The organism is Streptomyces sp. NPDC026515, from assembly GCF_055567595.1.
In genome coordinates, this window is the sequence record NZ_JBVHQD010000007.1 from 126482 (window position 1) to 153477 (window position 26996).

At 71.4% G+C, this 26996-nt stretch carries 31 protein-coding genes; 8 read left to right on the plus strand and 23 right to left on the minus strand.

Features of this window, described 5'->3' with window-relative positions:
* Positions 1–208: 208 nt before the first annotated feature.
* Positions 209–1663 carry an alkaline phosphatase PhoX gene (locus tag ACZ4O3_RS15970; RefSeq protein ID WP_467722551.1) on the minus strand — a complete coding sequence of 485 codons (1455 nt, stop codon included), beginning with the start codon at positions 1661–1663 and terminating at the stop codon, positions 209–211.
* 238 nt (positions 1664–1901) lie between these two features.
* Complete coding sequence (locus ACZ4O3_RS15975; RefSeq protein WP_467722553.1) at positions 1902–3332, minus strand: hypothetical protein; 1431 nt, start codon at positions 3330–3332, stop codon at positions 1902–1904.
* Positions 3333–3643: 311 nt separating this feature from the next.
* Between ACZ4O3_RS15975 and ACZ4O3_RS15980 the strand changes: the two genes are divergently transcribed.
* On the plus strand, positions 3644–5470 hold the full coding sequence (locus tag ACZ4O3_RS15980; protein WP_467722555.1) for an endonuclease/exonuclease/phosphatase family protein: 1827 nt from the start codon (positions 3644–3646) through the stop codon (positions 5468–5470).
* 10 nt (positions 5471–5480) lie between these two features.
* On the opposite strand, the gene ACZ4O3_RS15985 is transcribed toward ACZ4O3_RS15980, so the two are convergent.
* From ACZ4O3_RS15985 to ACZ4O3_RS15995, 3 genes are all read right to left on the minus strand, one after another.
* Complete coding sequence (locus ACZ4O3_RS15985) at positions 5481–6218, minus strand: SRPBCC family protein (protein ID WP_362723343.1); 738 nt, start codon at positions 6216–6218, stop codon at positions 5481–5483.
* A gap of 17 nt (positions 6219–6235) precedes the next feature.
* Positions 6236–6874 (minus strand): ArsR/SmtB family transcription factor, encoded by a 639-nt coding sequence (locus tag ACZ4O3_RS15990; RefSeq protein WP_467722557.1) that lies wholly within the window; start codon positions 6872–6874, stop codon positions 6236–6238.
* Between the two features lie 86 nt (positions 6875–6960).
* On the minus strand, positions 6961–7443 hold the full coding sequence (locus ACZ4O3_RS15995) for a DUF3618 domain-containing protein (protein ID WP_467722559.1): 483 nt from the start codon (positions 7441–7443) through the stop codon (positions 6961–6963).
* Positions 7444–7651: 208 nt separating this feature from the next.
* Between ACZ4O3_RS15995 and dapA the strand changes: the two genes are divergently transcribed.
* Complete coding sequence (gene dapA / locus ACZ4O3_RS16000; protein WP_467722561.1) at positions 7652–8572, plus strand: 4-hydroxy-tetrahydrodipicolinate synthase; 921 nt, start codon at positions 7652–7654, stop codon at positions 8570–8572.
* On the opposite strand, the gene ACZ4O3_RS16005 is transcribed toward dapA, so the two are convergent.
* The gene (locus tag ACZ4O3_RS16005; protein ID WP_467722563.1) at positions 8573–9790 is read right to left on the minus strand and encodes a WD40 repeat domain-containing protein; all 1218 of its coding nucleotides are present in this window, start codon (positions 9788–9790) and stop codon (positions 8573–8575) included.
* Positions 9787–10347, minus strand: coding sequence for a SigE family RNA polymerase sigma factor (locus tag ACZ4O3_RS16010; protein WP_467722842.1), 561 nt, complete (start codon positions 10345–10347; stop codon positions 9787–9789). Before ACZ4O3_RS16010 ends, ACZ4O3_RS16005 begins: the two co-directional genes overlap by 4 nt.
* A 141-nt stretch (positions 10348–10488) precedes the next feature.
* On the opposite strand from ACZ4O3_RS16010, the gene ACZ4O3_RS16015 reads away from it, so the two are divergent.
* Positions 10489–10998, plus strand: a complete 510-nt coding sequence (locus ACZ4O3_RS16015) for a hypothetical protein (protein ID WP_362723753.1) — start codon at positions 10489–10491, stop codon at positions 10996–10998.
* 49 nt (positions 10999–11047) lie between these two features.
* Here the strand turns inward: ACZ4O3_RS16015 and dapD are convergent, their stop codons facing one another.
* From dapD to ACZ4O3_RS16050, 7 genes are all read right to left on the minus strand, one after another.
* A complete protein-coding gene (dapD, locus tag ACZ4O3_RS16020; RefSeq protein ID WP_362723750.1) occupies positions 11048–12037 on the minus strand; it encodes a 2,3,4,5-tetrahydropyridine-2,6-dicarboxylate N-succinyltransferase in 990 nt (329 codons plus the stop codon).
* A 132-nt stretch (positions 12038–12169) separates the two neighbouring features.
* Positions 12170–12352 carry a hypothetical protein gene (locus ACZ4O3_RS16025; protein WP_362723747.1) on the minus strand — a complete coding sequence of 61 codons (183 nt, stop codon included), beginning with the start codon at positions 12350–12352 and terminating at the stop codon, positions 12170–12172.
* Positions 12353–12911: 559 nt separating this feature from the next.
* The gene (locus tag ACZ4O3_RS16030; protein ID WP_467722566.1) at positions 12912–13058 is read right to left on the minus strand and encodes a hypothetical protein; all 147 of its coding nucleotides are present in this window, start codon (positions 13056–13058) and stop codon (positions 12912–12914) included.
* The gene (locus ACZ4O3_RS16035) at positions 13046–13648 is read right to left on the minus strand and encodes an RNA polymerase sigma factor (RefSeq protein WP_467722567.1); all 603 of its coding nucleotides are present in this window, start codon (positions 13646–13648) and stop codon (positions 13046–13048) included. The genes ACZ4O3_RS16030 and ACZ4O3_RS16035 overlap by 13 nt, the downstream gene beginning before the upstream one ends.
* A 70-nt stretch (positions 13649–13718) precedes the next feature.
* Positions 13719–14255, minus strand: coding sequence for a TetR/AcrR family transcriptional regulator (locus ACZ4O3_RS16040; RefSeq protein ID WP_384988110.1), 537 nt, complete (start codon positions 14253–14255; stop codon positions 13719–13721).
* Positions 14255–14575 (minus strand): DMT family transporter, encoded by a 321-nt coding sequence (locus ACZ4O3_RS16045; protein ID WP_362721396.1) that lies wholly within the window; start codon positions 14573–14575, stop codon positions 14255–14257. Before ACZ4O3_RS16045 ends, ACZ4O3_RS16040 begins: the two co-directional genes overlap by 1 nt.
* 442 nt (positions 14576–15017) lie before the next feature.
* On the minus strand, positions 15018–15233 hold the full coding sequence (locus ACZ4O3_RS16050) for a hypothetical protein (RefSeq protein WP_467722568.1): 216 nt from the start codon (positions 15231–15233) through the stop codon (positions 15018–15020).
* Positions 15234–15360: 127 nt separating this feature from the next.
* Here ACZ4O3_RS16050 and ACZ4O3_RS16055 point away from each other — a divergent pair, with 127 nt between their 5' ends.
* The gene (locus ACZ4O3_RS16055) at positions 15361–15729 is read left to right on the plus strand and encodes an AbfB domain-containing protein (protein WP_467722570.1); all 369 of its coding nucleotides are present in this window, start codon (positions 15361–15363) and stop codon (positions 15727–15729) included.
* Between the two features lie 55 nt (positions 15730–15784).
* Here the strand turns inward: ACZ4O3_RS16055 and ACZ4O3_RS16060 are convergent, their stop codons facing one another.
* The 8 genes from ACZ4O3_RS16060 to ACZ4O3_RS16095 are packed head-to-tail and all read right to left on the minus strand — an operon-like array spanning position 15785 to position 22351.
* Positions 15785–16117 carry a metal-sulfur cluster assembly factor gene (locus ACZ4O3_RS16060; RefSeq protein WP_037743875.1) on the minus strand — a complete coding sequence of 111 codons (333 nt, stop codon included), beginning with the start codon at positions 16115–16117 and terminating at the stop codon, positions 15785–15787.
* Positions 16114–16584, minus strand: coding sequence for a Fe-S cluster assembly sulfur transfer protein SufU (sufU, locus tag ACZ4O3_RS16065; protein ID WP_362721405.1), 471 nt, complete (start codon positions 16582–16584; stop codon positions 16114–16116). Before sufU ends, ACZ4O3_RS16060 begins: the two co-directional genes overlap by 4 nt.
* Before the next feature lie 18 nt (positions 16585–16602).
* Complete coding sequence (locus ACZ4O3_RS16070; RefSeq protein ID WP_362721408.1) at positions 16603–17859, minus strand: cysteine desulfurase; 1257 nt, start codon at positions 17857–17859, stop codon at positions 16603–16605.
* Positions 17856–18620 carry a Fe-S cluster assembly ATPase SufC gene (gene sufC / locus ACZ4O3_RS16075; protein WP_467722571.1) on the minus strand — a complete coding sequence of 255 codons (765 nt, stop codon included), beginning with the start codon at positions 18618–18620 and terminating at the stop codon, positions 17856–17858. The genes ACZ4O3_RS16070 and sufC overlap by 4 nt, the downstream gene beginning before the upstream one ends.
* An 8-nt stretch (positions 18621–18628) precedes the next feature.
* Positions 18629–18958, minus strand: a complete 330-nt coding sequence (locus ACZ4O3_RS16080; protein ID WP_351326261.1) for a non-heme iron oxygenase ferredoxin subunit — start codon at positions 18956–18958, stop codon at positions 18629–18631.
* Complete coding sequence (gene sufD / locus ACZ4O3_RS16085; protein WP_362721414.1) at positions 18955–20139, minus strand: Fe-S cluster assembly protein SufD; 1185 nt, start codon at positions 20137–20139, stop codon at positions 18955–18957. The genes ACZ4O3_RS16080 and sufD overlap by 4 nt, the downstream gene beginning before the upstream one ends.
* Before the next feature lie 59 nt (positions 20140–20198).
* Positions 20199–21620, minus strand: coding sequence for a Fe-S cluster assembly protein SufB (sufB, locus tag ACZ4O3_RS16090; protein ID WP_467722573.1), 1422 nt, complete (start codon positions 21618–21620; stop codon positions 20199–20201).
* Entirely contained in the window at positions 21617–22351 is a 735-nt protein-coding gene (locus ACZ4O3_RS16095; RefSeq protein ID WP_362721417.1) for a helix-turn-helix transcriptional regulator, read from the minus strand. The genes sufB and ACZ4O3_RS16095 overlap by 4 nt, the downstream gene beginning before the upstream one ends.
* Before the next feature lie 172 nt (positions 22352–22523).
* Between ACZ4O3_RS16095 and ACZ4O3_RS16100 the strand changes: the two genes are divergently transcribed.
* From ACZ4O3_RS16100 to ACZ4O3_RS16115, 4 genes are all read left to right on the plus strand, one after another.
* On the plus strand, positions 22524–23327 hold the full coding sequence (locus tag ACZ4O3_RS16100; RefSeq protein WP_384988099.1) for an AAC(3) family N-acetyltransferase: 804 nt from the start codon (positions 22524–22526) through the stop codon (positions 23325–23327).
* 46 nt (positions 23328–23373) lie between these two features.
* Positions 23374–24297 carry an ABC transporter ATP-binding protein gene (locus ACZ4O3_RS16105; RefSeq protein ID WP_384988097.1) on the plus strand — a complete coding sequence of 308 codons (924 nt, stop codon included), beginning with the start codon at positions 23374–23376 and terminating at the stop codon, positions 24295–24297.
* Complete coding sequence (locus ACZ4O3_RS16110; RefSeq protein ID WP_467722576.1) at positions 24294–25064, plus strand: ABC transporter permease; 771 nt, start codon at positions 24294–24296, stop codon at positions 25062–25064. The genes ACZ4O3_RS16105 and ACZ4O3_RS16110 overlap by 4 nt, the downstream gene beginning before the upstream one ends.
* Before the next feature lie 215 nt (positions 25065–25279).
* Positions 25280–26302, plus strand: coding sequence for a COX15/CtaA family protein (locus tag ACZ4O3_RS16115; protein ID WP_362729420.1), 1023 nt, complete (start codon positions 25280–25282; stop codon positions 26300–26302).
* Here the strand turns inward: ACZ4O3_RS16115 and ACZ4O3_RS16120 are convergent.
* On the minus strand, positions 26251–26994 hold the full coding sequence (locus ACZ4O3_RS16120) for a nucleotidyltransferase (protein ID WP_467722578.1): 744 nt from the start codon (positions 26992–26994) through the stop codon (positions 26251–26253). The genes ACZ4O3_RS16115 and ACZ4O3_RS16120 overlap by 52 nt on opposite strands.
* Between the last annotated feature and the right edge of the window lie 2 nt (positions 26995–26996).

Here is a 26996-nt window from a genome sequence, read left to right on the forward strand (position 1 = left end):
CGGGAGGTGCATGAAGTTCTTGGTGTCCAGAGTTCAAGGCCGGCGGAACCGACGTAGGTGCTCTGGCCCCTGAGCTACACCGGCGCGTTGTACCGGTGGCGGGACTCGAACCCGCGGCCGCCCCATTATGAGTGGAAGTAGGTCCTGCCTTCGCACCTGGACGTTCATCACCTTAGGAGGCGTGCCGCGGGTCGGGCGAGCGAATTAGTCATCCGCGCTTCTGCCGCTTCCAGGGCCCCGTGATCGCGAGCATGATGCCCGGGGTCTGGATGTTCGCGTAGAGGGTCCTGCCGTCGGGCGAGAAGGTGACGCCGGTGAACTCGCTGTATTCCGGTTCCTCTTCGGTGCCGGCGTTCAGTTCGTTGCGGGCGATGGGGTAGGTGCGGCCGCTCTCGGTGGCGCCGAACAGGTGCTGGATCCCCTCGCCGTCCTCGGCGATGACCAGGCCGCCGTACGGGGAGACGGTGATGTTGTCCGGGCCGTCGAAGTCGCCGTCCGCGGACGGGTCGGGGTTGACGCCGATGAGGACCTTCAGGGTGAGGGTGCGGCGCTTGGGGTCGTAGAACCAGACGGCGCCGTCGTGCTGGACGGGGCTCTCCGCGCGGGCGTAGGAGGAGACGATGTACACGCCCCCGTCACCCCACCACATGCCCTCCAGCTTGCGGGCGCGGGTGACCTGGCCGGCGGTGAACTGCTTGCGGACCGAGGTGGTCTTCGCGTCGCGGTCCGGGACCTCGGTCCAGTCGACGCCGTACACGGTGCCGATCTTCGTGGCCCGGGAGAGGTCGTCGACGAACACCCCGCCGGAGTCGAAGCACTTGAAGGCCTGGAGCGTGCCCGCGTCGTCGGCGAGGGTGCGCAGCCGGCCGCGGCCGTGGTGGAAGTGCTCGGGCGGGGTCCAGCGGTAGAGCAGACCGTTCGGGTTGGACGCGTCCTCCGTCAGGTAGAGGTGGCCGCGCTTGGGGTCGACGACGACGGCTTCGTGCGCGTACCGGCCCAGCGCCCTGATCGGCCTGGGGTCGCGGTTGGCCCGGCGGTCCTGGGGGTCGACCTCGAAGACGTAGCCGTGGTCCTTGGTCATGCCGTTGACGCCGGCCCTGTCCTCGGTCTCCTCGCAGGTGAGCCAGGTGCCCCAGGGAGTGTTGCCGCCCGCGCAGTTGGTGGCGGTGCCGGCGATGCCGACCCACTCGGCGACCTTGTCGTGGCGCACCTCCACCACGGTGCAGCCACCGGCGGCCGCCGGGTCGTAGACGAGCCCCTCGGTGAGCGGCACCGGGTGGGTCCAGTTGGCGCGGGGGCCGGCCAGTTCGTGGTTGTTGACGAGGAGGGTGGCGCCGCGCGGGCCGTCGAAGGTGGAGGTGCCGTCGTGGTTGGAGGGGGTGAACTCGCCCGTCTCCAGCCGGGTCCTGCCGCTGTACGTGATGACGCGGTACGTGAAGCCGGCGGGGAGGGCGAGGATGCCGTCGGGGTCGGGGAGCAGCGGTCCGTAGCCGACGCCGCCGTGTCCGTGGCCGTGCCCCGCCTCGGCCGCGCCGGGCGCCTCGGTCTCGGTGGAGGCGAGGGCGTTCGGGGCGGTGGCGAGGGCGCCGACGCTGCCGGCCAGCGCCACTCCGGCACCGGTGATCGCGGTCTTCCTGGCGAAGTCCCTGCGGGTGAGCGACATGGTGTCTCCTGTGACGGTCGTGGGGCCGTGGCGGGTGGCGGACCTCAAGTCGGCGCACACGCTCCCGTCCACACCTGAACTCCGCCTGAACGGAGGGCGACATCGGCTTCGCGTCTTCCACGAATCCGTATGCGCCGTCCCGCGGAACCCAAAAGTCACACCCGGCAGCCCGCCGGGAACCCGCCGCGGACCGTGCCGGCCGTCGGCGACCGCACTCCCTCCCGGCCGCCCGGGGCCGCTACCCCCCTTGCTGCGACCGGGCCTTGAACGCCGCCTTACGGGCCTCCTTGGCGACCTTCTTGTCCGGGTGCAGGCGTCCCATGGCCTCCAGGACGTCAGCCGTGTCCGGGTGCTCGACCCGCCAGGCCTCGGCGAAGAACCCGGCGTGCTGCTGGGCCAATCCCTCGACCAGGGCCTGCAGTTCCTCGGAGTTGCCCTCGGCCGCCAGCTGCGCCGCGACCGTGTCGATGGTCAGCCAGAAGATCATGTCCGGCGAGGGCGCCGGCACGTCGGCGGCGCCGCGTTCGGCCAGCCAGACCCTGGCCAGCCCGCCCAGCTCGGGGTCGCCGAGGACCTCGCGGAGCGCCGGTTCGGCCTCGGCGCCGACCAGCGACAGCGCCTGCTGGCAGCGGAGTCTGCGCAGCGGCGCGCCCGCGTCCTCGCCGCGCGCGGCGGCCAGCAGCTCCCGGGCGGCGGCGAGGGATTCACGCCGGTCCAACCACTGCTCGATCTCGGCCTGCGCGGCCCCCTGCGGATACGCGGCCATCCCGTCGAGCAGGGCGTCCGCGCCCTTGTCGGCGAGTTCCCCGACCGCCGGCGCCTCGAACCCGGCTTCCAGCAGTCGCGTCCGCAGCCCGTACGCGCCGAGCGGGGTGAGCCGCACCATGCCGTACCGGGTGACGTCGCTCTCGTCGACCGGCCCGGCGGCCGGCTCCTCCTCGGCGTCGGCCATGAGCGCCTCGTCGACCGGCTGGTACGCGACGAGTCCGACCGGCTCCAGCATCCGGAACTGGTCGTCGAGCCGCATCATCGCGTCGGAGACCTGTTCGAGCACGTCGTTGGTCGGCTCCCCCATGTCGGTGGGCACGATCATCGACGCGGCGAGCGCGGGCAGCGGCACGGGCGCCTCGCCGGGACCGTCCTCGCTCACCGTCAGCAGGTACAGGTTGCCGAGGACGCCGTCGAGGAATTCCGCCTCCGCCTCGGGGTCCCAGTCGAGTGACGAGAAATCGACCTCGCCGCCCTCGTCGAGCGCGTCGACAATTCCGTCCAGGTCGGGCACGCTCGCGTCACCGATCACGGTCTCCAGCACGGCCAGCCAGACCGCGAGGACGTCGTGCGGCGAGCCCGCGGTGAGCAGCGTCAGCTCCTCCCCGGCCGCCACCGTCCCGGCCTCCTCGTCGACGATCTCGACGAGCCCGGAGTCCAGGGCGATCCGCCAGGCCTCGGCGGCGTACGCGGCGGCGTCGTCCCCGGTGAGCCCGAGCAGCTCGGCCGCGGCCGGGAGCTGCTCCTCGGCCAGTCCGCCACCTGCGTCGACGCGGGTGTCGGGGCCGGCCCAGCGGGCGAGCCGGGCCGCCCGGGAGAGCAGCGGCGTGGCCAGCGCGGCGCGTGCCAGCTCCGCTTCGGGACGCAACCGCAGCGGCGGCAGGGGGGAGCTGTCTGACATCGGGTGGTTCTCCTCGGACGCCTCTACGGTCGTACGACGACATGGACTCCGTACGACGGCCGTACGACCATCGGGACGCCGTACGCCTCAGCCGCTCAGCCTAGACGGATTTCGACCCATGCCGCCCGGTTCATCTCCCGGCCGGGTTGCCCGCATGGCCGAAACCTTGACAACTCCCCTGCGCAGGTACGAGATTGACGCGCGTAGAAATCAGGGGGACAAGTGTTCACTCGTGGTCTACGCGTGTCATGCCCATTTCATGACGCACGCCCCCTCGTCCCGGCACCGTTCATGTCCCCGGAGGGATTTCCTTGCCGAGCAGGTCTTCCGCGCGTCTCGCCGCGCTCGCCGTCGCCGCCGTCTGCAGCGCGGCGTCCACCGTCGCCCTCACCTCGCCGGCCCAGGCCGACGGGCTGCGCATCCATGACGTCCAGGGCGCCACGCGCGTATCGCCGTACGCCGGGCAGAAGGTGACGGACGTTCCCGGCATCGTCACCGCCACGCGCACCTACGGCTCCTCACGGGGTTTCTGGCTCCAGGACCCGGCTCCGGACGCCGACCCGGCCACCAGCGAGGGCGTCTTCGTCTTCACCAGCTCCACCCCGAAGGTCGCGGTGGGCGACTCCGTCACCGTCACCGGCACGGTCTCCGAGTACGTCCCGGGCGGTGCCGCCACCGGCAACCAGTCGCTGACCGAGATCACCAAGCCGACGGTCACCACGGTCTCCACCGGCAACGCGGTCCCCGCACCGGTCGTGATCGACAAGAAGTCGGTGCCGGCCGAGTACACCCCGGCGGGCGACACGGCCGCGGCCGGCTCGGTCAACGGCCTCACCCTCCGGCCCACGAAGTACGCCCTGGACTACTACGAGTCCCTGGAGGGCATGAACGTCCAGGTCCGCGACACCCGCGTGATCACCGCGACCGACCCGTACGCCGAGCTGTGGGTCACGGTCAAGCCGCACGAGAACCGCACGGTCCGCGGCGGCTCGCTGTACCGCTCCTACGACGACCAGAACACCGGCCGCCTCCAGATCCAGTCCCTGGGCGCGACCGCCGGCTTCCCGGTGGCGAACGTCGGCGACACGCTGGCCGGGCCCACGACCGGTCCGATGGACTACAACCAGTTCGGCGGCTACACCCTCGTCGCGAGCGAGCTGGGCGCCCTCAGGAGCGGCGGCCTGCAGCGCGAGACGACGACGAAGCAGTCGAAGAACGAGCTGGCCGTCGCCACGTACAACGTCGAGAACCTCGACCCCTCCGACGGTACCTTCGCCGCCCACGCCGCCGCGATCGTGAACAACCTGCAGTCGCCCGACATCGTGTCCCTGGAGGAGATCCAGGACGACAACGGCGCCACGGACGACGGCACGGTCGCCGCCGACGTGACGGTGAACAAGCTGATCGACGCCATCGTCGCGGCCGGCGGCCCGAGGTACGACTGGCGTTCCATCAACCCGGTCAACGACCAGGACGGCGGCGAGCCCGGCGGCAACATCCGCCAGGTCTTCCTCTTCAACCCCGAGCGGGTGTCCTTCGTCGACCGCGCGGGCGGCGACTCCACCACCGCGGTCGGCGTCACCGAGGTGCACGGCCAGGCGCGGCTGACCGCCTCGCCGGGCCGCATCGCCCCGGCGGACTCCGCCTGGACCGCCAGCCGCAAGCCGCTGGCCGGCGAATTCGCCTTCCGCGGCAGGACCGTCTTCGTGATCGCCAACCATCTGAACTCCAAGGGCGGCGACCAGGGCCTGACCTCGCAGTACCAGCCGGTGGCCCGGAGCTCGGAGGTCCAGCGCCACGCGCAGGCGACGCTGGTCAACGCGTTCGTCAAGAGCATCCTGGACGTCCAGAAGGACGCGAACGTCATCGCGCTCGGTGACATGAACGACTTCGACTTCTCCGGCACCACCAAGATCCTGGAGAGCCACGGCGCGCTCTGGTCGGCGATCCGGTCGCTGCCGACGAAGGAGCGCTACACCTACGACTACCAGGGCAACGAGCAGGTCCTGGACCAGATCCTGATCAGCAAGGAGATCCGCCGGGGCGGCGACTTCGCGTACGACAGCGTGCACGTCAACTCGGAGTTCCACGACCAGATCAGCGACCACGACCCGCAGGTGCTGCGCTTCCGCCCCTGACGACCGCGGTTCAGGACTGGCTGAACACCCCCTTCAGCCAGTCCTGCCAGGCGCTCCCGTTCGCCTCGGCGTCGGCGTCCGGTGCGAAGTCGTGGATGCTGATGCCGACCGGGGCGCCCCAGTGGTTGCGCCCGAAGAACCGGACGAGGGCGTCGTCGGTGCGCAGCCCGATGAAGTACGGGTTGCGGTAGTCGACCACCGCCTCCAGAGTCCGCCCGCCGGGCCCCCGGACACTCGCCTTCGCGCCCTCGGCCAGGTCGTCCGGCAGGCCGAGCGCGCGGCCCACGGCCTCGAAGGCGTCCGGCGCCTGGGCCGCCCGCCCCCCGTCGAGCTGCGCGAAGGTGACCGGGCGGGGCGCGAAGTGGACCAGGTACTCGCGCAGGGTGTGCAGATAGAAGTCGGTGTGCCGGCTCGCACCGTCGTACTGGTTGTCCCAGTCGTCGGTGAAGATCCCGCTGTGGACGTAGCGCACCCAGGCCCGGCGGCCGCCGTCCCGCGGCTCGATCACGTGCTCCAGCTGGTTGGCGCTCTGCGTCGGGAACCCGACGTCCTCACTGCGGACGATCAGGTGGTGCGGCGGCTCGTAGGCGGTCACGGTCGAGCCGAAGGCCGCCGCGCCGCCCACCCGGGGCTCGGGCGGATCCATCGGCCACAGGTAGGCGCCGGAGCCGTTGGTGATCGCCTCCCACACCTCCTGGGGCGTGGCGTCGACCTCGAACTCGCGGGCGATCTCGAATTCCTTGGACATGTCTGGGCTCCTGCTGCCTACTGATCCGGTTCGGGGGTGGCCGTGGGCCGGTCCACGGCCACGGGGTGCGGGTCGGCCTTGACCGTGGGGTGGAGGGCGACGACGATCCGGTGGTCCCGGCCGCCCTCCGTGCCGGGTGCGTCGTACTTGCGGATGAGCGCGCTCACGCCCGCCGTCAGCTCCTGCACGAACGCCGCGCGGTCTGCGGCGGAGGCGAAGCGCACCTCGCCGTCCAGCGCGTAGGTCGCCAGCCGCCTGCGGGCCTTGGCGGCACCACTGATCAGGGTGCCGACGTCGCGCACCAGACGGGCGCCGACCGCGAGCAGCCAGCGCGCGGAGAGCTGGTCGCGGAAGCGGTCCGGGTCCGGCTGTACGGCGGGCAGGGCGGCCGGCGAGATGACGTACGACGCGGCGGTCGCGCGCATCAGCCGCTCGGTGACATTGCCCTTGCGCCGCTCGCCCGCCAACTCGACCAGGCCGTGCCGTTCCAGCGTCTTGAGGTGGTAGTTCACCTTCTGCCTGGGCAGCCCGACCCGGCCGGCCAGCATCGCGGCCGACGCGGGCGCGCCGGCCAGTTCGGCGAGCAGCCTGGCCCGTACAGGGTCCAGCGACACCGCCGCGGCCTCGGGGTCCTCGATCACGGTCACGTCCAACATGACTCCACCCTCCCACCGAAAACTTTTCTTGTCCAGACGGATCTGGTTTTCGGTGAGAGGGCGGAGAGAGAGCCGCCGAGCCGCCCTCAGCGGCGTCGGGCCCGGCTCATCACGCCGGCCACGACGGCACCGGCGACGGCGAGGGCGGCGCCCGCGATCAGCATCGGACGGGAGGAGCTCCGGGTCGACCGCAGGGCGCCGCGCGCGGACCGCGGGAGGTGCTCCTCCGCTGCGCGGCCCGCCTCGACGGCCTTCTCGGAGGCCACGTGGCCGGCCCGCTCCGCCTGCTCCTGGACGACGTGTCCGGCCCGCAGCGCCCGCTCCAGCAGCACGTGCCGCGCCTTCGTCAACTGCTCCTGGGTACTGTGGCCGCCCTTCGCCGCCCGGTCCTGGGCGTGGTGGCCGGCCCGGGTGGCACCCGCGCGCAACTGGACGGTCAGCGCACCGGCCTTGTCCTTGAGGTCGGCCGCGCGGGCCTGGGTACGCCCCCTGAGGTCGGCCTTCGCCGCCAACGCACCCGCGGAGTCGGCGAGTCGGGCCCCCGTTCCGTGTGCGGTCCTCTTCGTCATGGCTACTGCCTCTCCTGGTCTCGTCGGCGTCCGCTCGTACCTGCGGACCTTCCGGGTACCCGGATCGCCGACGGTCAGGCGGGGCGGGCGGCACGGCCGGCCCGCGCACGCAACGACTTAGCGTTCCTAAGACGTACAGCACAGAAGAATTAAGTGGAGCTAAGCCATCGCGCTGCCGAGACTAACCCCCATGACACCCATGACACCCATGACACCCGTCACGAACCCACCCGGCACCGCCGGCCCGCGCCGTCCCTTCGGCCGCACCCTCTGTGCGATGGTCACGCCGTTCACCGGCACCGGCACGCTGGACCTCGACGGCGCCCGGCGGCTGGCCGCACGGCTGGCCGCGGACGGCTGTGACGGCCTGGTGCTCAACGGCACCACCGGCGAGTCGCCGACCACCACGGACGCCGAGAAGAGCGAGCTCATCTCAGCCGTCCGGGAGGCGGTCGGCGAGGGGGTGGTGCTGGTGGCGGGCGTGGGCACCGCGGACACCCGGCACACCGTGGAGCTCACGCGCGCGGCCGAGAAGGCGGGCGCGGACGGCGTGCTGGTGGTGTCGCCGTACTACAGCAGGCCGCCGCAGGACGCGCTGGAGGCGCACTTCCTGGAGGTGGCGGGGGCGAGCGGGCTGCCGGTGATGCTGTACGACATCCCCGGCCGCACCGGCACCCGCATCGAACCGGAGACGCTGGTCCGGCTCGCCGCGCACCCCGCGATCGTGGCGGTGAAGGACTGCTCTTACGACTTCCTCGGCACCCAGAAGGTGCTGGCGCGCACGGAACTGGCCTACTACGCGGGCTGCGACGAGCACATCCTCGCCCTGTACGCGGTGGGCGGCGCGGGCTGTGTCAGCACGGTCGCGAACGTGGTGCCGGACCGGGTCGCCGCGATCCTCGACGCGTTCGACGCCGGTGACACCGCCCGCGCCGCCGAACTGCAGCGGCGGGCCGTGCCGTTGATCGAGGCGATGACGGCCGCGGGCCTGCCGGGCACGGTCACCTCGAAGGCGCTGCTCAACGCGCTCGGCCGGCCGGCGGGCCCGGTACGGGCACCGCTGCGGTCCGCCGGCCCGGAGGCGGCCGACGGACTGCGGGCGGTGTACGAGGAGTTCGCGGCCGGCTGATCAGCGGCGGGCGAAGACGGGCTGCCAGGCCTTCAGGTCGTCGTACATCTCCTTCTGGACACCGCTCAACGGCACGGTCCTGTCGCTGCCGATCGTCACCAGCACGAGCCGGGCGCGGTACGGCTCGTCCAGGCCACTGGCCCGCTCCCAGGCGATGAGCCGCCGGTCGTCGGCCCAGGCGAGCAGGTGGCCGCCGCGGACCTTGGTGATCTCCTTGCCGGTGCGGGCATCGCGGATCGAGGAGTACGACTTCCCGGGGGCGACCTCCCTGGTCAGACCGAGCGCGGCGAGCCGCCCGTTCGGCGACAGCCGTGCCTCGACGTCCGTCCGCAGGTACCGCTCGTCCGCCGGCGCGGCGATCCTGCCGCCGTCGAGGCCGTAGAACTGCTGCTTCCCGTCCCGGTCCCCGATGACCTGGGCGTACACCTGGCCGCCGGTGCGGCTGTAGGAGAAGTCCGCGCGCGGGAGGGTGTCGCTGCCGGACGCGACACCCGTCCAGGTGCCCTCGCCGGAGGCCACGTCGATGTCGTAGAAGCCCGTCCGGCCGGACGTGGTGAACGCCGGCCCCCAGCCCCAGCCGCCCTTGAAGTTCCGGACCTTGGCGCGCGCGTCGGGGTTCGCGTCGTACGTCGTCGCCAGCAGCCTGGTCCCGTCCTGCGAGAAGGCCAGTCCGCCGACCCCGTGCCCGACCGGGATCCACCGCTCGACCTTCCTCGTCGCGAGGTCGAGCAGGCCGATCCGGCGCACGGGCAGGGTCTGCTCGAGCACGGCGGCCGACCGCAGGCCCGGCGCGACCGCGACGAAGGCCCACCGGGGGTCCTTCACGTAGGTGCCGGTCGCCTGGTCGAGCAGCCGGTACGTGCGCACGCCCACACCCTTGTCGTCCGTCAGCGGCACGGTCCGCCAGGTGTAGTACGCGGCGAGCGCCGTCCGCCCCGCCGCGATGAACTCGCGCGGCGGCGACTGGTCCGGGTGCCCGGTGATCCCGTCCCGCTGCACGACCCCGGACGGACGCACGTCGCTCTTCCCGGAGTCCAGCAGCGGCACCGCCACCGCGACCGCGACCACGGCGGCCGTCGCGGCGGCCACGGAGGCGAGCCTGCGGGTGCGGCGGCGCCGGCGGACGGCCAGCACCCGGTCGGCGAAGCCCGGTCCCGGGGGCGGCTGTTTAACGGCCAGCTCCCGCAGGGAGTCCCGCACGAGTTCCTCGACGTTCACGGCCGCACCTCCACGGGCGAGTAGTCACGGGACGGCGGCTGCGCGCGGCCGGGGTCCGGGTCGAGGGCGGCCAGTTCGGGTGCAAGGGTGCGCAGCCGGGCCAGGGAGCGGTGGGTGGTGGACCGTACGGTGCCGACGGAGCAGCCGAGCAGCCGGGCCACGTCGGCCTCCGGCAGGTCCTCGAAGTAGCGGAGCACCAGCACGGTGCGCTGGCGAGCGGTGAGCCGGGCCAGGGCCGCGCGCAGTACGAGCCGCAGTTCGGCGGTGGACGCGGCGTCGGGGGCCGACGGGCTCTCCGGGGGTTCGGCGACGCTGAGTTCACGCCGCCGCCACTTCAGGCGCCAGCGGCTGATCTGCTGCCGGTAGAGGATCTGCCGTACATAGGCCTCGGGTTCGTCGATCCGCCGCCAGCGGCCGGCCGCCTTGATCAGCGCGTTCTGCAGCAGGTCCTCGGCCGCGTGCCGGTCGCCGCCGGTCAGCAGCACGGCGGTTCTCAGCAGCGCCGGGGACCGGCCGTCCACGAACTCCCGGAAGCTCTCGCCCAGTTCCGCATCCATCGTCACCTTCTCTTCCCCCGGGCCCACCTCGTGTCCGGGCCCCGCACCCGTGGTGACGCGTGCGGAGCGGCCCCGCTATGCCTGTCCGGCGCGGATTTTATTCACCGGTGTCACGGCCGCCCGCTGCCCTACGTTGTCCCCATGAGCCGCCCCCTGTTGTTCCTGGACGTCGACGGCCCCCTCAACCCGTACGCGGCACAGCCGGAGCGGCGCCCGGAGGGCTACACGACGGTCCGGGCGACCGTCCGCCCCGGGCGTCCGCTGCGGGTGTGGCTGAACCCGTCCCACGGCCCGGCACTCATCGCCCTCGGCTACGACCTGTGCTGGGCGACCACCTGGATGGCCGAGGCGAACCACTGGATCGCCCCGGTCGTGGGCCTGCCCGAGCTGCCGTACGTCGACTTCGGCAAGGAACTGCTGGCGCATCGGCCCGACGGGGTGCACTGGAAGACGGCGGCGATCCTCGCGTACGCCGGGGGCCGGCCGTTCGCCTGGGTGGACGACGAGCAGACCCCGGCGGACACCCGCTACGTCCACGCCCACCACCCCGGGCCGGCCCTGCTCCACCACGTCGATCCCCGTGTCGGCCTGCGGGCGGGCGACTTCACCGCGCTGACGGAGTACCGGAATTCCCTCCCCCACGACGGCTGAGCGCCCCTCCGGTCCCCCGGAAGGACGCTCGGCCCGGCGAGGGCTTCCGTCAGTTGTGGCTGTGCAGGATCTCGTTCAGGCCGTCCCAGACCGCGTTGTTCGGGCGGGCCTCGACGCTGCCGGTGACCGAGTTGCGGCGGAAGAGGATGTTGGAGGCGCCGCTCAGTTCGCGGGCCTTGACGATCTGGCCGTCGGGCATGGTGACCCGGGTCCCGGCCGTGACGTACAGGCCGGCCTCGACCACGCACTCGTCGCCGAGGGCGATGCCGACGCCCGCCTCGGCGCCGACCAGGCAGCGCTCGCCGATGGCGATGATCACGTTGCCGCCGCCGGACAGAGTGCCCATGGTGGACGCGCCGCCGCCGATGTCGGAGCCGTTGCCGACCACGACACCGGCCGAGATGCGGCCCTCGACCATCGAGGTGCCGAGCGTGCCGGCGTTGAAGTTGACGAAGCCCTCGTGCATGACGGTCGTGCCCTCGGCGAGGTGCGCGCCGAGGCGGACCCGGTCGGCGTCGGCGATGCGCACGCCCTTGGGGACGACGTAGTCCGTCATCCGCGGGAACTTGTCGATCGAGGTCACCTGGAGGTGCAGGCCCTCGGCGCGGGCGTTCAGCCGGACCGTCTCGATCTCGTCGACGGCGACCGGGCCGAGGGAGGTCCAGGCGACGTTGGCGAGGAAGCCGAACTGGCCGTCCAGGCTCAGGCCGTGCGGCTTGACCAGACGGTGCGAGAGCAGGTGCAGACGCAGGTAGACGTCGTGCGCGTCGATCGGCTTCTCGTCGATCGAGGCGATGACCGTACGGACCGCGACGACCTCGACGTTGCGGCGGGGGTCCGGGCCGACCGCCTTGGCCGCGCCCTCGCCGAGGAGTTCCACGGCCTGCTCGGCGGAGAGCGTCTCGGTGCCGGCCGGGCCGGGCTCGGCGACCAGCGCGGGGGCGGGGAACCAGGTGTCGAGAACGGTGCCGTCGGCGGCGACGGTGGCGAGCCCGGCGGCCACGGCGCCGGTGGGACGAAGAGCAGTCGTGTCGGTCATGAGGGCAACCTAACCGGCCGGGGGCCGGGGAGGCGAACCAGCGTGCGGGGCGTCTCGGCGGCCGGGCCGTGAAGACCGGCCGGGCGGCCCGCACTCCCCTGCGGTGCGGGCCGCCCGGGAGCGCGGGTGGGGTCAGGAACACTCGCCGGCCTTGTCCACCACCGCCGTCGTGACCAGTTCGTCGGTGCCGGCGACCTTGCCGTCCACGAACCGGCGCCGGCCCACGACGTGGTAGGTCCGCGGGTCGATCAGCGTCTGTTTCACCAGACTGGGCCTGAGCTCGGCCTTGTTCCGGGGCAGTTCCGGGTCGTCCACGGCGAGACAGTTGGTCAGGGCGACGGCTTGCGGCCGGTGACCGTGTCGACCAGGTGGTCGGTGACGTTCCCCTTGACCGGCAGCGCGAGCGCGCGGTACAGCGAGGCCAGCGCCGCGGGCGGCATGGGTCTGTAACCGAGGAGGACGCTGATCTCCCTGTACGTCCCACGCCTGGCCCCCGGGCCCCTTCATTCCGTCGTCGCTGACGGCGTTCCAGTCACGGAGTGCCCGCAGCGTCCCCTCGCCGTCGGCCGGTCTGGTGTCGCCGGCCGCCGGGTGACAGGCCTGTGGTTCGCCGTTGCACCGGACCAAGCGCTCACTCGTCCGTCCGTCGGGGACCGGCACCACGTTCGTGGAGATCCACTGCTTCCCGGTGGGCTCGGTGCCCGCAGGCTGCTTGTCCAGCGCGTCGGCGGCCCGTTCCAGGAAGTGGTGCGCGCTCAGCCCCTTCGGGTCGATGTCCGGCGCCGCGGGCCGCACCCTGCGTCCCGTGCCGCCCCCGCCCACCAGCAGGGCCGCGGTGAGGCAACGGCGGTCACCGCGGCGACGACCGCGACGATCACGACTCCGGTCGCCACCGGCCGTTTCGCCGCCGTTCCCGGGCCCCTGCCGCGTCGGCCAGCCGGGCGCGTCCCGCCGCCAGCCGGGCCCGGACCGGTACCGGCGTGGGGGCGCGCAGGGCGCGCACCTCGGTCATCTCGTCCATCGCTGGAGCACCTCCACGGTGTCGACCACGAACGCCGGATCGGCGCCCAGCGCCGTACGTACCTTGCGCCGGGCCCGGTTGAGCCGGGAGCGGACCGGGCCGACCGGGATGTCCGGCGCCTCGGCGACCTCCTGGTAGGCGAGGTCGGCCCGGGCGGCGGGCAGCAGGACGTGCCGGTCGCCCGCCGACGGCGCGGCCGGCGCGCCGGCGAGCGGGCCCTGCGCGTCGATCCGGTTGTCCGCGTGCTCGACCCAGGTCTCGCTCCAGGACGCGGCGACGGGGTCGTTGCCGGTGCGGGCCAGCGCCCTGAGCGCCCGCGCCCCGGTCCGGCGTTGCTTGCCGATCAGGTTGCCCGCGATGCCGTCCAGCCACGGGCGCGCGAGGTCGTAGCGGGAGCGGATCCGGAAGATGTCCGCGGTGGTGTTGATGTCGTCGGCCGCGGTGTTGCCGAGCCTGCGTGCCGCGGACCGGTGGATGTCGGGCGCGTGGCGATCGTAGAGCCCGGCGGAGAGCTCCGGTTGTTCCAGTGACTGGGCGACGGTCTCCGCGTCGTGCCCCGCCTGTGCCGTGGCCGGCGGCGGTCCGCCCACGAGGGCTCTCCCTGATGCGTCGGTGCGTGCGGGTCGCCGGGAAGGGGGCGGCGGACGCGTTCCGTCCGGCTCAGGGAATCACGCGGCCCAGCACCTCTCGCGCGTACCGCTCGTCGTAGGGGGTCCCGGTCAGCAGCACCTGGAGGCAGATCCCGTCCATCAGCGCGACCAGTGCCCGCGCGGTGACCGGGTCGGTGCGCCGGGCCAGCCGTTCGGCCAGGTCGTCGGCCCACTCGGCGGCGACCGGTCGCAGCGCCGGGCGTCGCAGGGCGGCGAGGTAGAGCTCGTACTCCAGCTCCACGGCGGTACGGTCCCCGCTCAGCCAGTCGCCGAGGATCCGGGCGAGGGCGGTGACGAGATCCGCCGCGGGGTCGTCCAGGCCGCCGTACGCGGCGACCACCTTGGCGAAGCCCTCGTTGGCCTGCCGCAGCGCGGCGACCATCAGTTCGTCGAGGGTCGTGAAGTGGTACGTCGTGGAGCCGAGCGGCACGTCCGCGGCGGCTGCGACGGAGCGGTGGGAGAGCCCGGCGAGCCCTTTCTCCCCCACCACGCGGATCGCCGCCTCGATGATCCGCTGCCTGCGGTCGGGATCGTAACGGCGTGGCATCAGTGCGCGCCTCCCAGGTTGAGGACCACCACTCCACAGACGATGAGCACGATCCCGGCGACCTTGACCAGGCTCAGCCCTTCCCCGAACAGCAGCAGGCCGAGCACGGCGATGGCCGCGGTGCCCACGCCGGACCAGATCGCGTACGCCGTGCCGATCGACACGGTCTTCAGCGTCGCGGCCAGCAGCAGGAACGACAGGAGGTATCCCAGTGCCGTCACGAGCGAGGGCCAGAGCCTGCTGAAGCCCTCGCTGTACTTCAACGCCGTCGTCGCGGCGACCTCGGCGGCTATGGCGCCGGCGAGCGTCAGGTATCCCATGTGTACGAGTGTACGCACCGTTGTGTACGGCCGTACACAACACCCGTGTCGCGCTGCGGGCACGGGTGCGCATCGGGATCCGCGGCCGAACTCCCCCACGTCACGCAAAGATGTTCAACTCTCATAGAAACCGCTCACTGAAACGACTCCCCGCGGCCGCGCGACTCCACTAGTGTGTGCACCTCGGTGACCCACCGTCACTTCACACTCCATCCACACCACCCTCACACCCCCGGCCGCCGCTGCCCTGGCGCCGCTGGAGGAAAAAGCGCATGCCACAAACCACCCCCCAACCCCCGCCGCACCCCTCCTGGGAGAACGGCTGGGTCCCCGACACCTCCCGGTCTCCCGGGACCCGGAGGCTCTGGCTGGCCGGCACGCTGGCGATAGCCACGGTCGTCGCCTGCGTCACCGCGACAGCCGTCGGCCACCACCCATCTGATCAGACGTCAGCCGCCCCGTCGGCCGGCGCGGCCCTCGACCACGGCCCCGGGCTGCTCTCCTTCGCCTCGCCGACGGCGCCGGGACCGGCCGTACCCGGCAAGGACAAGTCGAGCATGCCGACGACCTCGCCGACCGTGTCCGCCTCCGCCACGGCGTCGGCCACGGCACCCGGCACCACCGCGAAGACCTCGCCGTCCAGCACGAAGCCGACCAAGTCCGCCCCTTCTAAGGGAAGTTCGGGCGGTCCAGGCGGCTCGGGCGGGTCCGGCGGCGGGTCCGCACCGCAGTCCCCCACCCTCAGGTCGGTCCGCTCGGTCAACTACCCGGACCGCTACTGGCATGTGAGCGACGGTTACGTGAAGCTCGACCCGGTCGGCGGCTCGGAGTCCCGCGGGGACTCCACGTTCACCGTCGTCAACGGCCTCGCGAACAGCTCCTGCTACTCGTTCCGGACGTCCGACGGGAAGTACCTGCGCCACCGCGACTTCGTGCTGCGCGCCGACCGCAGCGACGGCTCGCCCCTCTTCCGCCAGGACGCCACCTTCTGCGCCCGTACCTCGGCCTACTCCGGCGCGGTCCTGCTGGAGTCGGTGAACTACCCGGGCCGTTTCCTGCGCCACCAGAACTTCCAGCTGAAACTGGTCTCCTACCAGAACAGCGACCTCTACCGAGCGGACTCGGCGTTCCGCCTGGTGGATCCCCTGTCGTGAAGCACGCGAAAGCGGCGGCACCAGACCGGTGCCGCCGCTTTCGTGTGTGCGGGTCTCAGACGTTGAACCCGAGCGCCCTCAGCTGCTCGCGGCCGTCGTCGGTGATCTTGTCGGGGCCCCACGGGGGCATCCAGACCCAGTTGATGCGCAGTTCGTTGACGAGGCCGTCCGTGGCGGACTTGGCCTGGTCCTCGATCACGTCCGTCAGCGGGCAGGCCGCCGAGGTCAGGGTCATGTCGATCGTCGCGATGTTCGCGTCGTCGATGTGGATGCCGTAGATCAGGCCGAGGTTGACCACGTCGATGCCCAGCTCGGGGTCGACGACGTCGTACAGGGCCTCGCGGAGTTCCTCCTCGGAGGCCGGCTTCATCTCAACGGTCTCGCTCATGCCGTCTTCCTTTCGGCGTCGGCCGCGCCGCCCAGCGCCTGAGCCGTCGCGTCCTTCCACGCCATCCAGCTCAGGAGGGCGCACTTGACCCGGGCCGGGTACTTGGAGACACCGGCGAACGCGACCGCGTCCTCCAGCACCTCCTCCATCGAGTCATCGGGTTCGAGCTTGCCCTTGGACTGCATCAGCTCCAGGAAGGTCGCCTGGATCCGCTGCGCGTCGGCCAGCTCCTTGCCGACCAGCAGGTCGTTCAGTACGGAGGCGCTCGCCTGGCTGATCGAGCAGCCCTGGCCCTCGTACGAAACGTCCTCGATCGTCGTGCCGTCGTACTTCACGCGGAGGGTGATCTCGTCGCCGCACGTCGGGTTCACATGGTGCACCTCGGCGTCGCCATCCCTGAGACCACGCCCGTGCGGGTGCTTGTAGTGGTCCAGGATGACTTCCTGGTACATCGAGTCCAGCTTCACGGTCTCAGTTCACGCCCTTCAGCCGAAGAAGTTCCGTACGTGCTCCAGCCCCTCGACCAGTGCGTCGATCTCGGCCGGCGTGGAGTACAGATAGAACGACGCTCGCGTGGTCGCAGGAATTCCGTACCGCAGGCAGACCGGACGCGCGCAGTGGTGGCCGACCCGGACCGCGATGCCCTGCTCGTCGAGGACCTGGCCCACGTCGTGCGGGTGGATGTCGCCGAGGGTGAAGGAGATCGCGGCGCCCCGGTCCTCGGCCGTGGTGGGGCCGATGATCCTCAGATCGGGGACCTCGGCGAGCCGCCGCACCGCGTAGTCGGTGAGTGCGTGCTCATGGGCGAGGACCTTGTCCATGCCGATGGCGTTCAGGTAGTCGATGGCCGCGCCGAGACCGACCGCCTGGGCGATCGGAGGGGTGCCCGCCTCGAACTTGTGCGGAGCGGGAGCGTAGGTCGACGAGTGCATCGACACGGTCTCGATCATCTCGCCGCCGCCGAGGAACGGAGGCAGGTCCTCCAGGAGTTCCTGGCGGCCCCACAGGACACCGATGCCGGTCGGGCCGCACATCTTGTGGCCGGTGAAGGCGACGAAGTCGGCCTGCAGGGCCTGGACGTCGAGAGGCATGTGAGGTGCGGCCTGGGACGCGTCGATGCAGACCAGCGCGCCGACCTCCTGGGCGCGGCGGACTATCGCCTCGACCGGGTTGACGGTGCCCAGGATGTTCGACACCAGCACGAAGGAGACGATCTTCGTCTTCTCGGTGATGATCTCGTTGATGCCGGACAGGTCGAGGCGGCCGTCGTCGGTGAGGCCGAACCACTTCAGCTTCGCGCCCGTGCGCTGCGCGAGCAGCTGCCACGGCACGATGTTGGAGTGGTGCTCCATCTCCGTGATGACGATCTCGGTCTCGTGGTCCACCCGGTAGGGCTCGTCGGCCCAGCCGAGCATGTTCGCCACGAGGTTCAGGGACTCGGAGGCGTTCTTCGTGAAGATCACCTCGTCGCGGCTGGGCGCGTTGATGAACTCCGCGACCTTGTCACGCGCACCCTCGTACAGCGCCGTGGCCTCCTCGGCGAGCACATGCACACCGCGGTGGACGTTGGCGTTGTGACGCTCGTAGTACTCGCTCAGGGCGTCCAGCACCTGGCGCGGCTTCTGCGAGGTCGCCGCGTTGTCCAGGTAGACGAGCTTCCGGTCGTCGTGGACCAGTCGGTCCAGGACGGGGAAGTCCTTGCGGATCGCCTCGGTGTCGAGGAGGCCCGGCAGCTGTGTCACGCGGATGCGCCGCCCTTCGTGTATGCCTCGTAGCCCTCGTTCTCCAGCTTGTCGGCGAGTTCGGCGCCGCCGGACTCGACGATCCGGCCGCCGGAGAAGACATGGACGTAGTCGGGCTTGATGTAGCGCAGGATGCGCGTGTAGTGCGTGATCAGCAGGGTGCCGACCTCACCGGTCTCGCGGACGCGGTTGACACCCTCGGAGACGATGCGAAGGGCGTCGACGTCGAGGCCCGAGTCCGTCTCGTCGAGAATCGCGATCTTCGGCTTGAGCAGTTCGAGCTGAAGGATCTCGTGGCGCTTCTTCTCACCGCCGGAGAAGCCCTCGTTGACGTTGCGCTCGGCGAAGGACTGGTCCATGTTCAGGCGCTCCATGGCCTCCTTGACCTCCTTCACCCAGGTGCGCAGCTTGGGGGCCTCGCCGCGGATGGCGGTGGCGGAGGTGCGCAGGAAGTTGGAGACCGACACGCCGGGGACCTCGACCGGGTACTGCATCGCCAGGAACAGGCCCGCGCGGGCGCGCTCGTCGACGGACATCTCCAGGACGTCCTCGCCGTCGAGGGTGACGGTGCCGTCGGTGATCGTGTACTTCGGGTGACCCGCGAGCGAGTAGGCGAGGGTCGACTTGCCGGAGCCGTTGGGGCCCATGATGGCGTGCGTCTCGCCCTGCTTCACGGTCAGGTCGACGCCCTTGAGGATCTCCTTCGTGGCGTTGTCGGCCTCGACGGTGACGTGCAGGTCTCGGATTTCAAGCGTTGCCATGGATAGCCTCAGGACTCCTGGGTGAGGGAGACGAGCACGTCGTCCCCTTCGATCTTTACGGGGTATACGGGGACGGGGCGGGTGGCCGGGAGGCCGGACGGCTTGCCGGTGCGCAGGTCGAAGCTGGAGCCGTGCAGCCAGCACTCGATCTGGCAGTCCTCCACCTCGCCCTCGGAGAGCGAGACGTTGGCGTGGGAGCAGATGTCGTAGATCGCGAACACCTCTCCCTCGGTGCGGACGACCGAGACCGGCGTGCCGTCGAGTTCCACCCGCTTCGGGGTGTCGTCCTCCAGCTCGCTCAGGCCGCAGGCGCGTACGAACGCTGTCGGGGCTGTCATGCGACCGCGGCCTCCAGCTCCTCCTCGATCTTGGCGAGCAGCCGCTCCTCGATGTCCGGGACACCGATCTGCTGGACCAGCTCGGCGAAGAAGCCGCGGACCACCAGGCGGCGGGCCTCGTGCTCCGGGATGCCGCGCGCCATCAGGTAGAAGAGCTGCTCGTCGTCGAAACGGCCGGTGGCGGAGGCGTGGCCGGCGCCGACGATCTCGCCCGTCTCGATCTCCAGGTTCGGCACCGAGTCGACGCGCGCGCCGTCCGTGAGGACCAGGTTGCGGTTCATCTCGTAGGTGTCGGTGCCCTCGGCCTTGGCCTCGATGAGGACGTCGCCGATCCAGACCGCGTGTGCCTGCTCGCCCTGGAGCGCGCCCTTGTAGGCCACGTTCGACTTGCAGTGCGGGGTGTTGTGGTCGACGAGCAGCCGGTGCTCCTGGTGCTGGCCCGCGTCGGTGAAGTACAGACCGAACAGCTCGGCCTCACCGCCGGTGCCGGCGTAGGCGACGCGCGGGTGCAGGCGTACGACGTCGCCGCCGAAGGTGACCACGAACGACTTGAAGGTGGCGTCCCGGCCGATCAGCGCGTTGTGCTGGCCGACGTGCACGGCCTTGTCGTCCCAGTCCTGGACGGAGATGACGGTCAGCTTGGCGCCGTCGCCCAGCAGGTAGTCGACGTTGGCGGCGAGCACGGCGTCACCCGTGTGGTCGATGACGACGACGGCCTCGGCGAAGGCTCCCAGCTCGATCACCTGGTGGCCGTAGGCGACCCCGCCCTCACCGTGCACGGCGATGCGGATCGGGTCGGTGAGGACGGTCTCCTTGGGGACCGTGACCACACCGGCCTGCTCGAACGCGGAGTAGGCCTGGGCGGCGACGCGGTCCACGGGGGTACCGGCCCGGCCGAGCCGGGGGTCGTCGCGGCCGACCAGCTCGACGGTGACGCCCTCGGGGGCCTCGACGGCGACCTTGACGCCCTCACCGGTCGCGACGGCGGTGCCGTCGTGCAGACCGCGCAGGCGCTCCAGCGGGGTGAACCGCCACTCCTCCTCGCGGCCGTGCGGGACCGGGAAGTCCGCCACGTCGAAGGAGGGCGGCGCGCTCGTGCGCGTGGCGACGGTCGACTCGGCGGCGACCGCGATCGAGCCGGCGGTGGTGGAGCCCACCGGTGTGTACTGAGCCTCAGCCATGGCTGTCGTAGTGCTCGCTTTCCGTTCCGTAAGTGGCTTGCGGGGAGGGGGCGGTGGGGTCAGCCGACCGCGCCTTCCATCTGCAGCTCGATCAGCCGGTTGAGCTCCAGCGCGTACTCCATCGGCAGTTCCTTCGCGATGGGCTCGACGAAGCCGCGCACGATCATGGCCATCGCCTCGAACTCGGAGAGACCGCGGCTCATCAGGTAGAAGAGCTGGTCCTCGGAGACCTTGGAGACGGTCGCCTCGTGGCCCATGGACACGTCGTCCTCGCGGACGTCGACGTACGGGTAGGTGTCCGAGCGGGAGATGGTGTCGACGAGCAGCGCGTCGCACAGCACGTTCGACTTGGACCCGGCCGCGCCCTCGCCGATCTCGACCAGGCCGCGGTAGGAGGTACGGCCGCCGCCGCGCGCGACCGACTTCGAGACGATGTTGGACGACGTGTTCGGCGCCATGTGGACCATCTTGGAGCCGGCGTCCTGGTGCTGCCCCTCGCCCGCGAAGGCGATGGAGAGGGTCTCGCCCTTGGCGTGCTCGCCCATCAGGTAGACGGCCGGGTACTTCATCGTCACCTTGGAGCCGATGTTGCCGTCGATCCACTCCATGGTCGCGCCCTCGTAGGCGACGGCGCGCTTGGTGACCAGGTTGTAGACGTTGTTCGACCAGTTCTGGATGGTCGTGTAGCGGCAGCGGGCGTTCTTCTTGACGATGATCTCGACGACCGCGGAGTGCAGCGAGTCCGACTTGTAGATCGGGGCGGTGCAGCCCTCGACGTAGTGCACGTAGGCACCCTCGTCGACGATGATCAGGGTCCGCTCGAACTGGCCCATGTTCTCGGTGTTGATCCGGAAGTAGGCCTGGAGCGGGATCTCGACGTGCACGCCCTTCGGCACGTAGATGAAGGAGCCGCCCGACCACACCGCGGTGTTCAGGGAGGCGAACTTGTTGTCACCGACCGGGATGACCGTGCCGAAGTACTCCTTGAAGAGCTCCGGGTGCTCCTTCAGCGCGGTGTCGGTGTCCAGGAAGATGACGCCCTGCTCCTCCAGGTCCTCGCGGATCTGGTGGTAGACGACCTCGGACTCGTACTGGGCGGCGACACCGGCGACCAGGCGCTGCTTCTCCGCCTCCGGGATGCCCAGCTTGTCGTAGGTGTTCTTGATGTCCTCGGGCAGGTCCTCCCAGGAGTCCGCCTGCTTCTCCGTGGAGCGCACGAAGTACTTGATGTTGTCGAAGTCGATCCCCGACAGGTCGGAACCCCAGTTCGGCATCGGCTTCTTCTCGAAGAGGCGCAGGCCCTTGAGGCGGAGCTTGGTCATCCACTCCGGCTCGGACTTCTTCGCGGAGATGTCCCGGACGACATCCTCGTTGATGCCGCGCTTGGCGGAGGCGCCGGCGGTGTCGGAGTCGGCCCAGCCGTATTCGTACTTGCCCAGGCCCTCGAGTTCGGGGTGGGCAGTCTCCGTGGGGAGAGTCATGCGGGGTTCCTCCCGGCCGTGCTAGCAGATGCGTCAGTGGAAATCTTGGGGATGAACGTCGTGCAGACGCCGTCGCCGTGCGCGATGGTCGCCAGCCGCTGGACGTGCGTTCCGAGCAGTTCGGCGAAGATCTCCGTCTCCGCCTCGCACAGCTGGGGGAACTGCTCCGCGACATGGGCGACCGGGCAGTGGTGCTGGCACAGCTGTTCGCCGACCGGTGCGGTGCGCGCCGTTGCAGCGTACCCGTCCCGGCTCAGGGCCTTGGCCAGCGCTTCCGTGCGGTCGTCGGGGCTCACGGCCTCGATCGCCTTGCGGTAGGCGCTCGCCTGCGCGGCGATCCTGGCCCGCGCGAAGGCGGCGACGGCGTCCTGACCGCCTCCCTGCTCGGCGATCCAGCGCAGCGCGTCGGCGGCGAGGGTGTCGTAGGACTGGTCGAAGGCGTCGCGGCCGCAGTCGGTGAGGACGAAGACCTTGGCGGGGCGGCCACGCGTCCGCGCTCCGTACACCCGCTGCTCGCGAGGCTCCACGACATCGTCGGCGACCAGGGCGTCCAGGTGCCGGCGTACGGCCGCCGGGGTCAGGCCCAGGCGTCCGGCCAACTCGGTGACGGTCGACGGCCCGTGGTCCAGGATCGACCGCGCGACCCGGTTGCGCGTCGAGCGCTCACCGGTCGCGAGTTCCTCCTGCGGGGTCCCCGTGGGGGTCTCCCGAGCCTCGCCGACGTTTTTCACAACGCCATTGTTGCGTAATTCCTCAGAGCCAGGCAAGCGGCGTCCGGACCGCCGGACGGTGCCCTGCGTCACTTAGGCATACCTAATCTGACCTGCGCAAACGATCTCCGACCGATCACCCCCCAGGCAATCCGGTGGCGTCCGGCGGCCCCGTCCGCAACACTCCACACTCATGCCCACACCCCCTCCGACCGGCCCTCTTGTCACCCGGGACACCCTCGCGAAGCAGCTTCGGCAGCTCGGTGTCGAGGCCGGCGAAACCCTCCTCGTGCACACCTCGCTCAGCTCCCTCGGATGGGTCAACGGCGGAGCCGTTGCGGTCGTCGAAAGTCTTCTCGACGCGCTCGGTCCGGACGGCACCCTGGTGGTCCCCACCCAGACCGGCGACCTCTCGGACCCGGCGGTCTGGCGCGACCCGCCCGTCCCCGAGGAGTGGTGGGCGGACATCCGGGCGACCATGCCGGCGTACGACCCCCGGATCACCCCGGCGCGCGGGGTCGGCGTGCTCCCGGAGACCGTGCGGACCTGGCCGGGCGCTCTGCGCAGCGCACATCCGCAGACCTCCTTCGCCGCCGTCGGCCCCCGGGCGGCCGAGATCGTCGGCGGCCACGCCGCCGACTGCCGGCTCGGCGAGCGGAGCCCGCTGGGCCGCCTGGAGGCACTGGACGCACGTGTGCTGATGCTCGGCACCGGCTATGCCACCTGCACCGCCTTCCACCTCGCCGAGTACCGGATACCGTCACCCCGCGTCCGGGTCGGCCGGCCCGCCGCGGGCGGCGGCTGGGAGGTGGTGACCGAGGTGTCGATCACCTCCGACCGCTTCGACGAACTGGGTCACGACTTCGAACGCGACCGGCCCGCCGTCGTCCGCGCGACGGTCGGCGCGGCCGCGGCCCGGCTCTTCCCGGTGCGTGAGGCGGTGGCCTATGCCGAGCGATGGCTGGCCGTGCACCGACCCCGTGAGGAGGAGATCTAGTACCCGGCCGTCCGGGTGACGGCTGCCGTACCTAGACTCTGTCTCCATGCGAAGTGAGCCCGTGGTCCAGGTGCGGGACCTGGTGAAGCGGTACGGTACGAAATCCGCCGTGGACGGCCTCGACCTGGTGGCCCGCCCGGGGGTGACCGCCGTGCTCGGCCCCAACGGAGCGGGCAAGACGACGACGATCGAGACCTGCGAGGGGTACCGCCGACCGGATTCCGGGTCGGTGCGCGTCCTGGGCCTCGATCCCGTGCGCCAGTCCGCCGAGCTGCGCCCCAGAGTGGGCGTGATGCTCCAGTCCGGCGGTGTCTACTCGGGCGCCCGCGCGGACGAGATGCTGCGGCACGTGGCCAGGCTGCACGCGCAGCCGCTGGACGTGGACGCGCTGATCGAGCGGCTGGGCCTCGGCGGCTGCGGCCGTACCTCCTACCGCCGGCTCTCCGGTGGCCAGCAGCAGCGCCTCGCGCTCGCCATGGCCGTGGTCGGCCGCCCGGAACTGGTCTTCCTCGACGAGCCGACCGCCGGCCTCGACCCGCAGGCCCGCCGGGCCACCTGGGACCTGGTGCGGGACCTGCGCACCGACGGCGTCTCGGTGATCCTCACCACCCACCACATGGACGAGGCCGAGCAGCTCGCCGACGACGTCGCCGTCATCGACGCCGGACGGGTGATCGCCCAGGGCTCCCCCGAGGAGCTGTGCAAGGGCGGCGCCGAGAACACCCTGCGCTTCTCCGGCCGCCCCGGTCTCGACGTCGGCTCGCTGCTCAAGGCGCTGCCCGCCGACTCCTCGGCCGCCGAGCTGACCCCGGGCTCCTACCGGGTCATGGGCAAGGTCAATCCCCAGCTGCTGGCGACGGTGACCTCGTGGTGCGCCCAGCACGGGGTGATGCCCGACCGCATCTCGGTCGAACGGCACACGCTGGAGGACGTCTTCCTGGAGCTGACCGGCAAGGAGCTGCGCTCATGACCACCGCGACGGGCACCTACACCCCGAAGCCGGGTGCCGCCCCGCTGCCCCGCATGATCGCGACGCAGGCCGCCCTGGAGACCAGGATGCTGCTGCGCAACGGCGAGCAGCTGCTGCTGACGGTCGTGATCCCGACACTGCTGCTCGTCCTGTTCAGCTCGGTGGACATCGTGGACACCGGCGCCGGGAAGTCGGTCGACTTCCTGGCCCCGGGCATCCTCGCCCTCGCGGTGATGTCCACCGCCTTCACCGGCCAGGCGATCGCGACCGGCTTCGAGCGCCGCTACGGCGTCCTGAAGCGGCTCGCCTCCTCGCCGCTGCCCCGCTGGGGCCTGATGGCGGCGAAGACGGCGTCGGTCCTGGTCACCGAGACCCTCCAGGTGATCCTGCTGACGGTGATCGCGCTGGCCCTCGGCTGGTCCCCGCACGGCAGCCCGCTGGCCGTCCTGCTCCTCCTGGTCCTCGGCACGGCCGCGTTCTCCGGCCTCGGGCTGCTGATGGCGGGCACCCTCAAGGCGGAGGCGACGCTCGCGGCCGCCAACCTGGTCTTCCTGCTGCTGCTCGTCGGCGGCGGGGTCATCGTCCCGCTGGACAAGTTCGGCGGCGCCCAGGACGTGCTCGGCCTGCTCCCCGTCTCCGCCCTCTCGGACGGCCTGCGCGACGTCCTGCGCCACGGCGCCGGAATCCCGTGGGGCGACCTGGGGATCCTCGCGGTGTGGGCGGTGCTGGGGCTGGGGGCGGCGGCACGGTTCTTCCGCTGGGAGTGACGAGGGGATGACGCGGTCCGGTCCTGCGCGGCGCGACGGGTGACGCCCTGCTGTCACCCGTACGAATGAGAGGCGCACGCGGCGGGAAGACCACCTCCCGTGTTCGGATCGAAGAGGTGCTCGGCAGCGCGCCGCCGCTCGCGTCACAGCCGGCGGTCGCGCCCGGCGGGGCACCCACGTGAATTCGTGCACAAGCGTCCCCCTACGATGGTCCCGTGCCAAAGCTGACCCTCGCCGATGCCGTAGCGGCCGTGCGCAACCCGCTCGCCTTCATCGCCGGCCGCTGGACCCCGGATCCCCCAACCGTCCGGCGCGCGGCCCTCGCCGCACTCGTGATGTCGGTGGTCATCGTGGTCACCGGCGGCGCGGTCCGGCTCACCGGATCCGGCCTCGGGTGCCCGACCTGGCCCGAGTGCACCGACGGCTCGCTGACCCCGACGACCGCGCTGAGCTACCACAGCGCCATCGAGTTCACGAACCGCATGCTGACCTATGTGCTGTGCGCGGCGGTCGGCTGGGCGATCATCGCCGCCCGCTCCGAGAAGCCGTACCGGCGCGGCCTGACCCGGCTGGGCTGGGCGCAGTTCTGGCTCGTGATGAGCAACGCGGTCCTCGGCGGCATCGTGGTGCTCGTCGGCCTGAACCCGTACACCGTCGCCGCGCACTTCCTGCTGGCGACCGCCCTCATCACGGTCGCCGCCCTGATGTGGCAGCGCACCCGCGAGGGCGACGGCGAGCCGCGTCTGCTGGTCGGCAAGGCCGTGCAGCAGCTGGTGTGGGCCCTGGTGGCCGTGTCGCTGCTGCTCATCGCGGTGGGCACGGTGGTGACCGGGGCCGGCCCGCATCCGGGCGACTCCGGCGAGGTGGAGCGCATCGACGTCAGCTGGGAGGGCGTCGCCGAGCTGCACGCGGTGCTGGCCTGGATCGTGGTGTCGCTGACGTTCGCCCTGTGGTTCTTCCTCAAGGGCGTCGGCGCGCCCCAGGGGCCGCGTGACCGCGTCCGTGACCTGTTCCTGATCCTGCTCGGCCAGGGCGTGATCGGATACGTCCAGTACTTCACGCACCTGCCCACCGTCCTGGTGGGCCTGCACATGTTCGGCTCCTGCCTGGTGTGGATCGGCGTGCTGCGGGTGCTGTTCTCCCTGCGGGAACGCGCCGGCGTGGCGGCCGACCCCGGCCTGCCCGCTCAGTCGTACGACACCGACGCCGTGAGCGCGTCGATCGCCGGCCCCAGGTAGTCCCGGGTCAGCCGGGCCCTGCGCGCCGTCCACTCCTCGGTGGGCGGCGCGGGGGCGCCGTAGCGGCGGCCACGGATGTCCTCGACGACCTCGACGGGCGCCCCGAGCCCCGGCAGCAGGTCCAGCGCCTCGCGTTTGGAGATCAGCCGGCCCTCGCGCGCGGTGACCGTGGCTCGGGCGAACGTGGTCATCCCGACGTCGACCCAGACGTGCCGGGTCCACAGCGGGGCCCTGTCGACGGCGGGCCGCCAGTAGTCCCGCTGGTCGCGGACGACGAAGTCGGCCAGTTCCCGGTCCGAGACCGGTGGCAGCAGCGCCCCGGGCGGCCGCCCCTGCAGCACCCGCCCGCAGGTGTGCAGCTCACGCCGGGCCACCGGGGTGACCGGCCGCCTGAACAACTGCTCGTGCGCCCAGGTCAGGTGGCGACGGGTGGCGTCGTCCGCGGTTCCCGGGGTCAGATAGGTGCAGTGCAGGCCGGCGGCGAGCGGCAGCGCGCGCAGGCGGGCGTGTGCCACGGCGACCCGCCATGCGACGGCCGGGGTCACCGGTCCCGGCAGCACCGCGATCAGGTCCAGGTCGCTGCGGCCCTCCTGGTAGTCACCGGCGGCGAGCGAGCCGTGTGCCCAGGCGGCGACCGGGTCCAGCACCGACAGTTCGCCGACGAACCGGGTCAGTAACGTCTCCGTGTCCATGC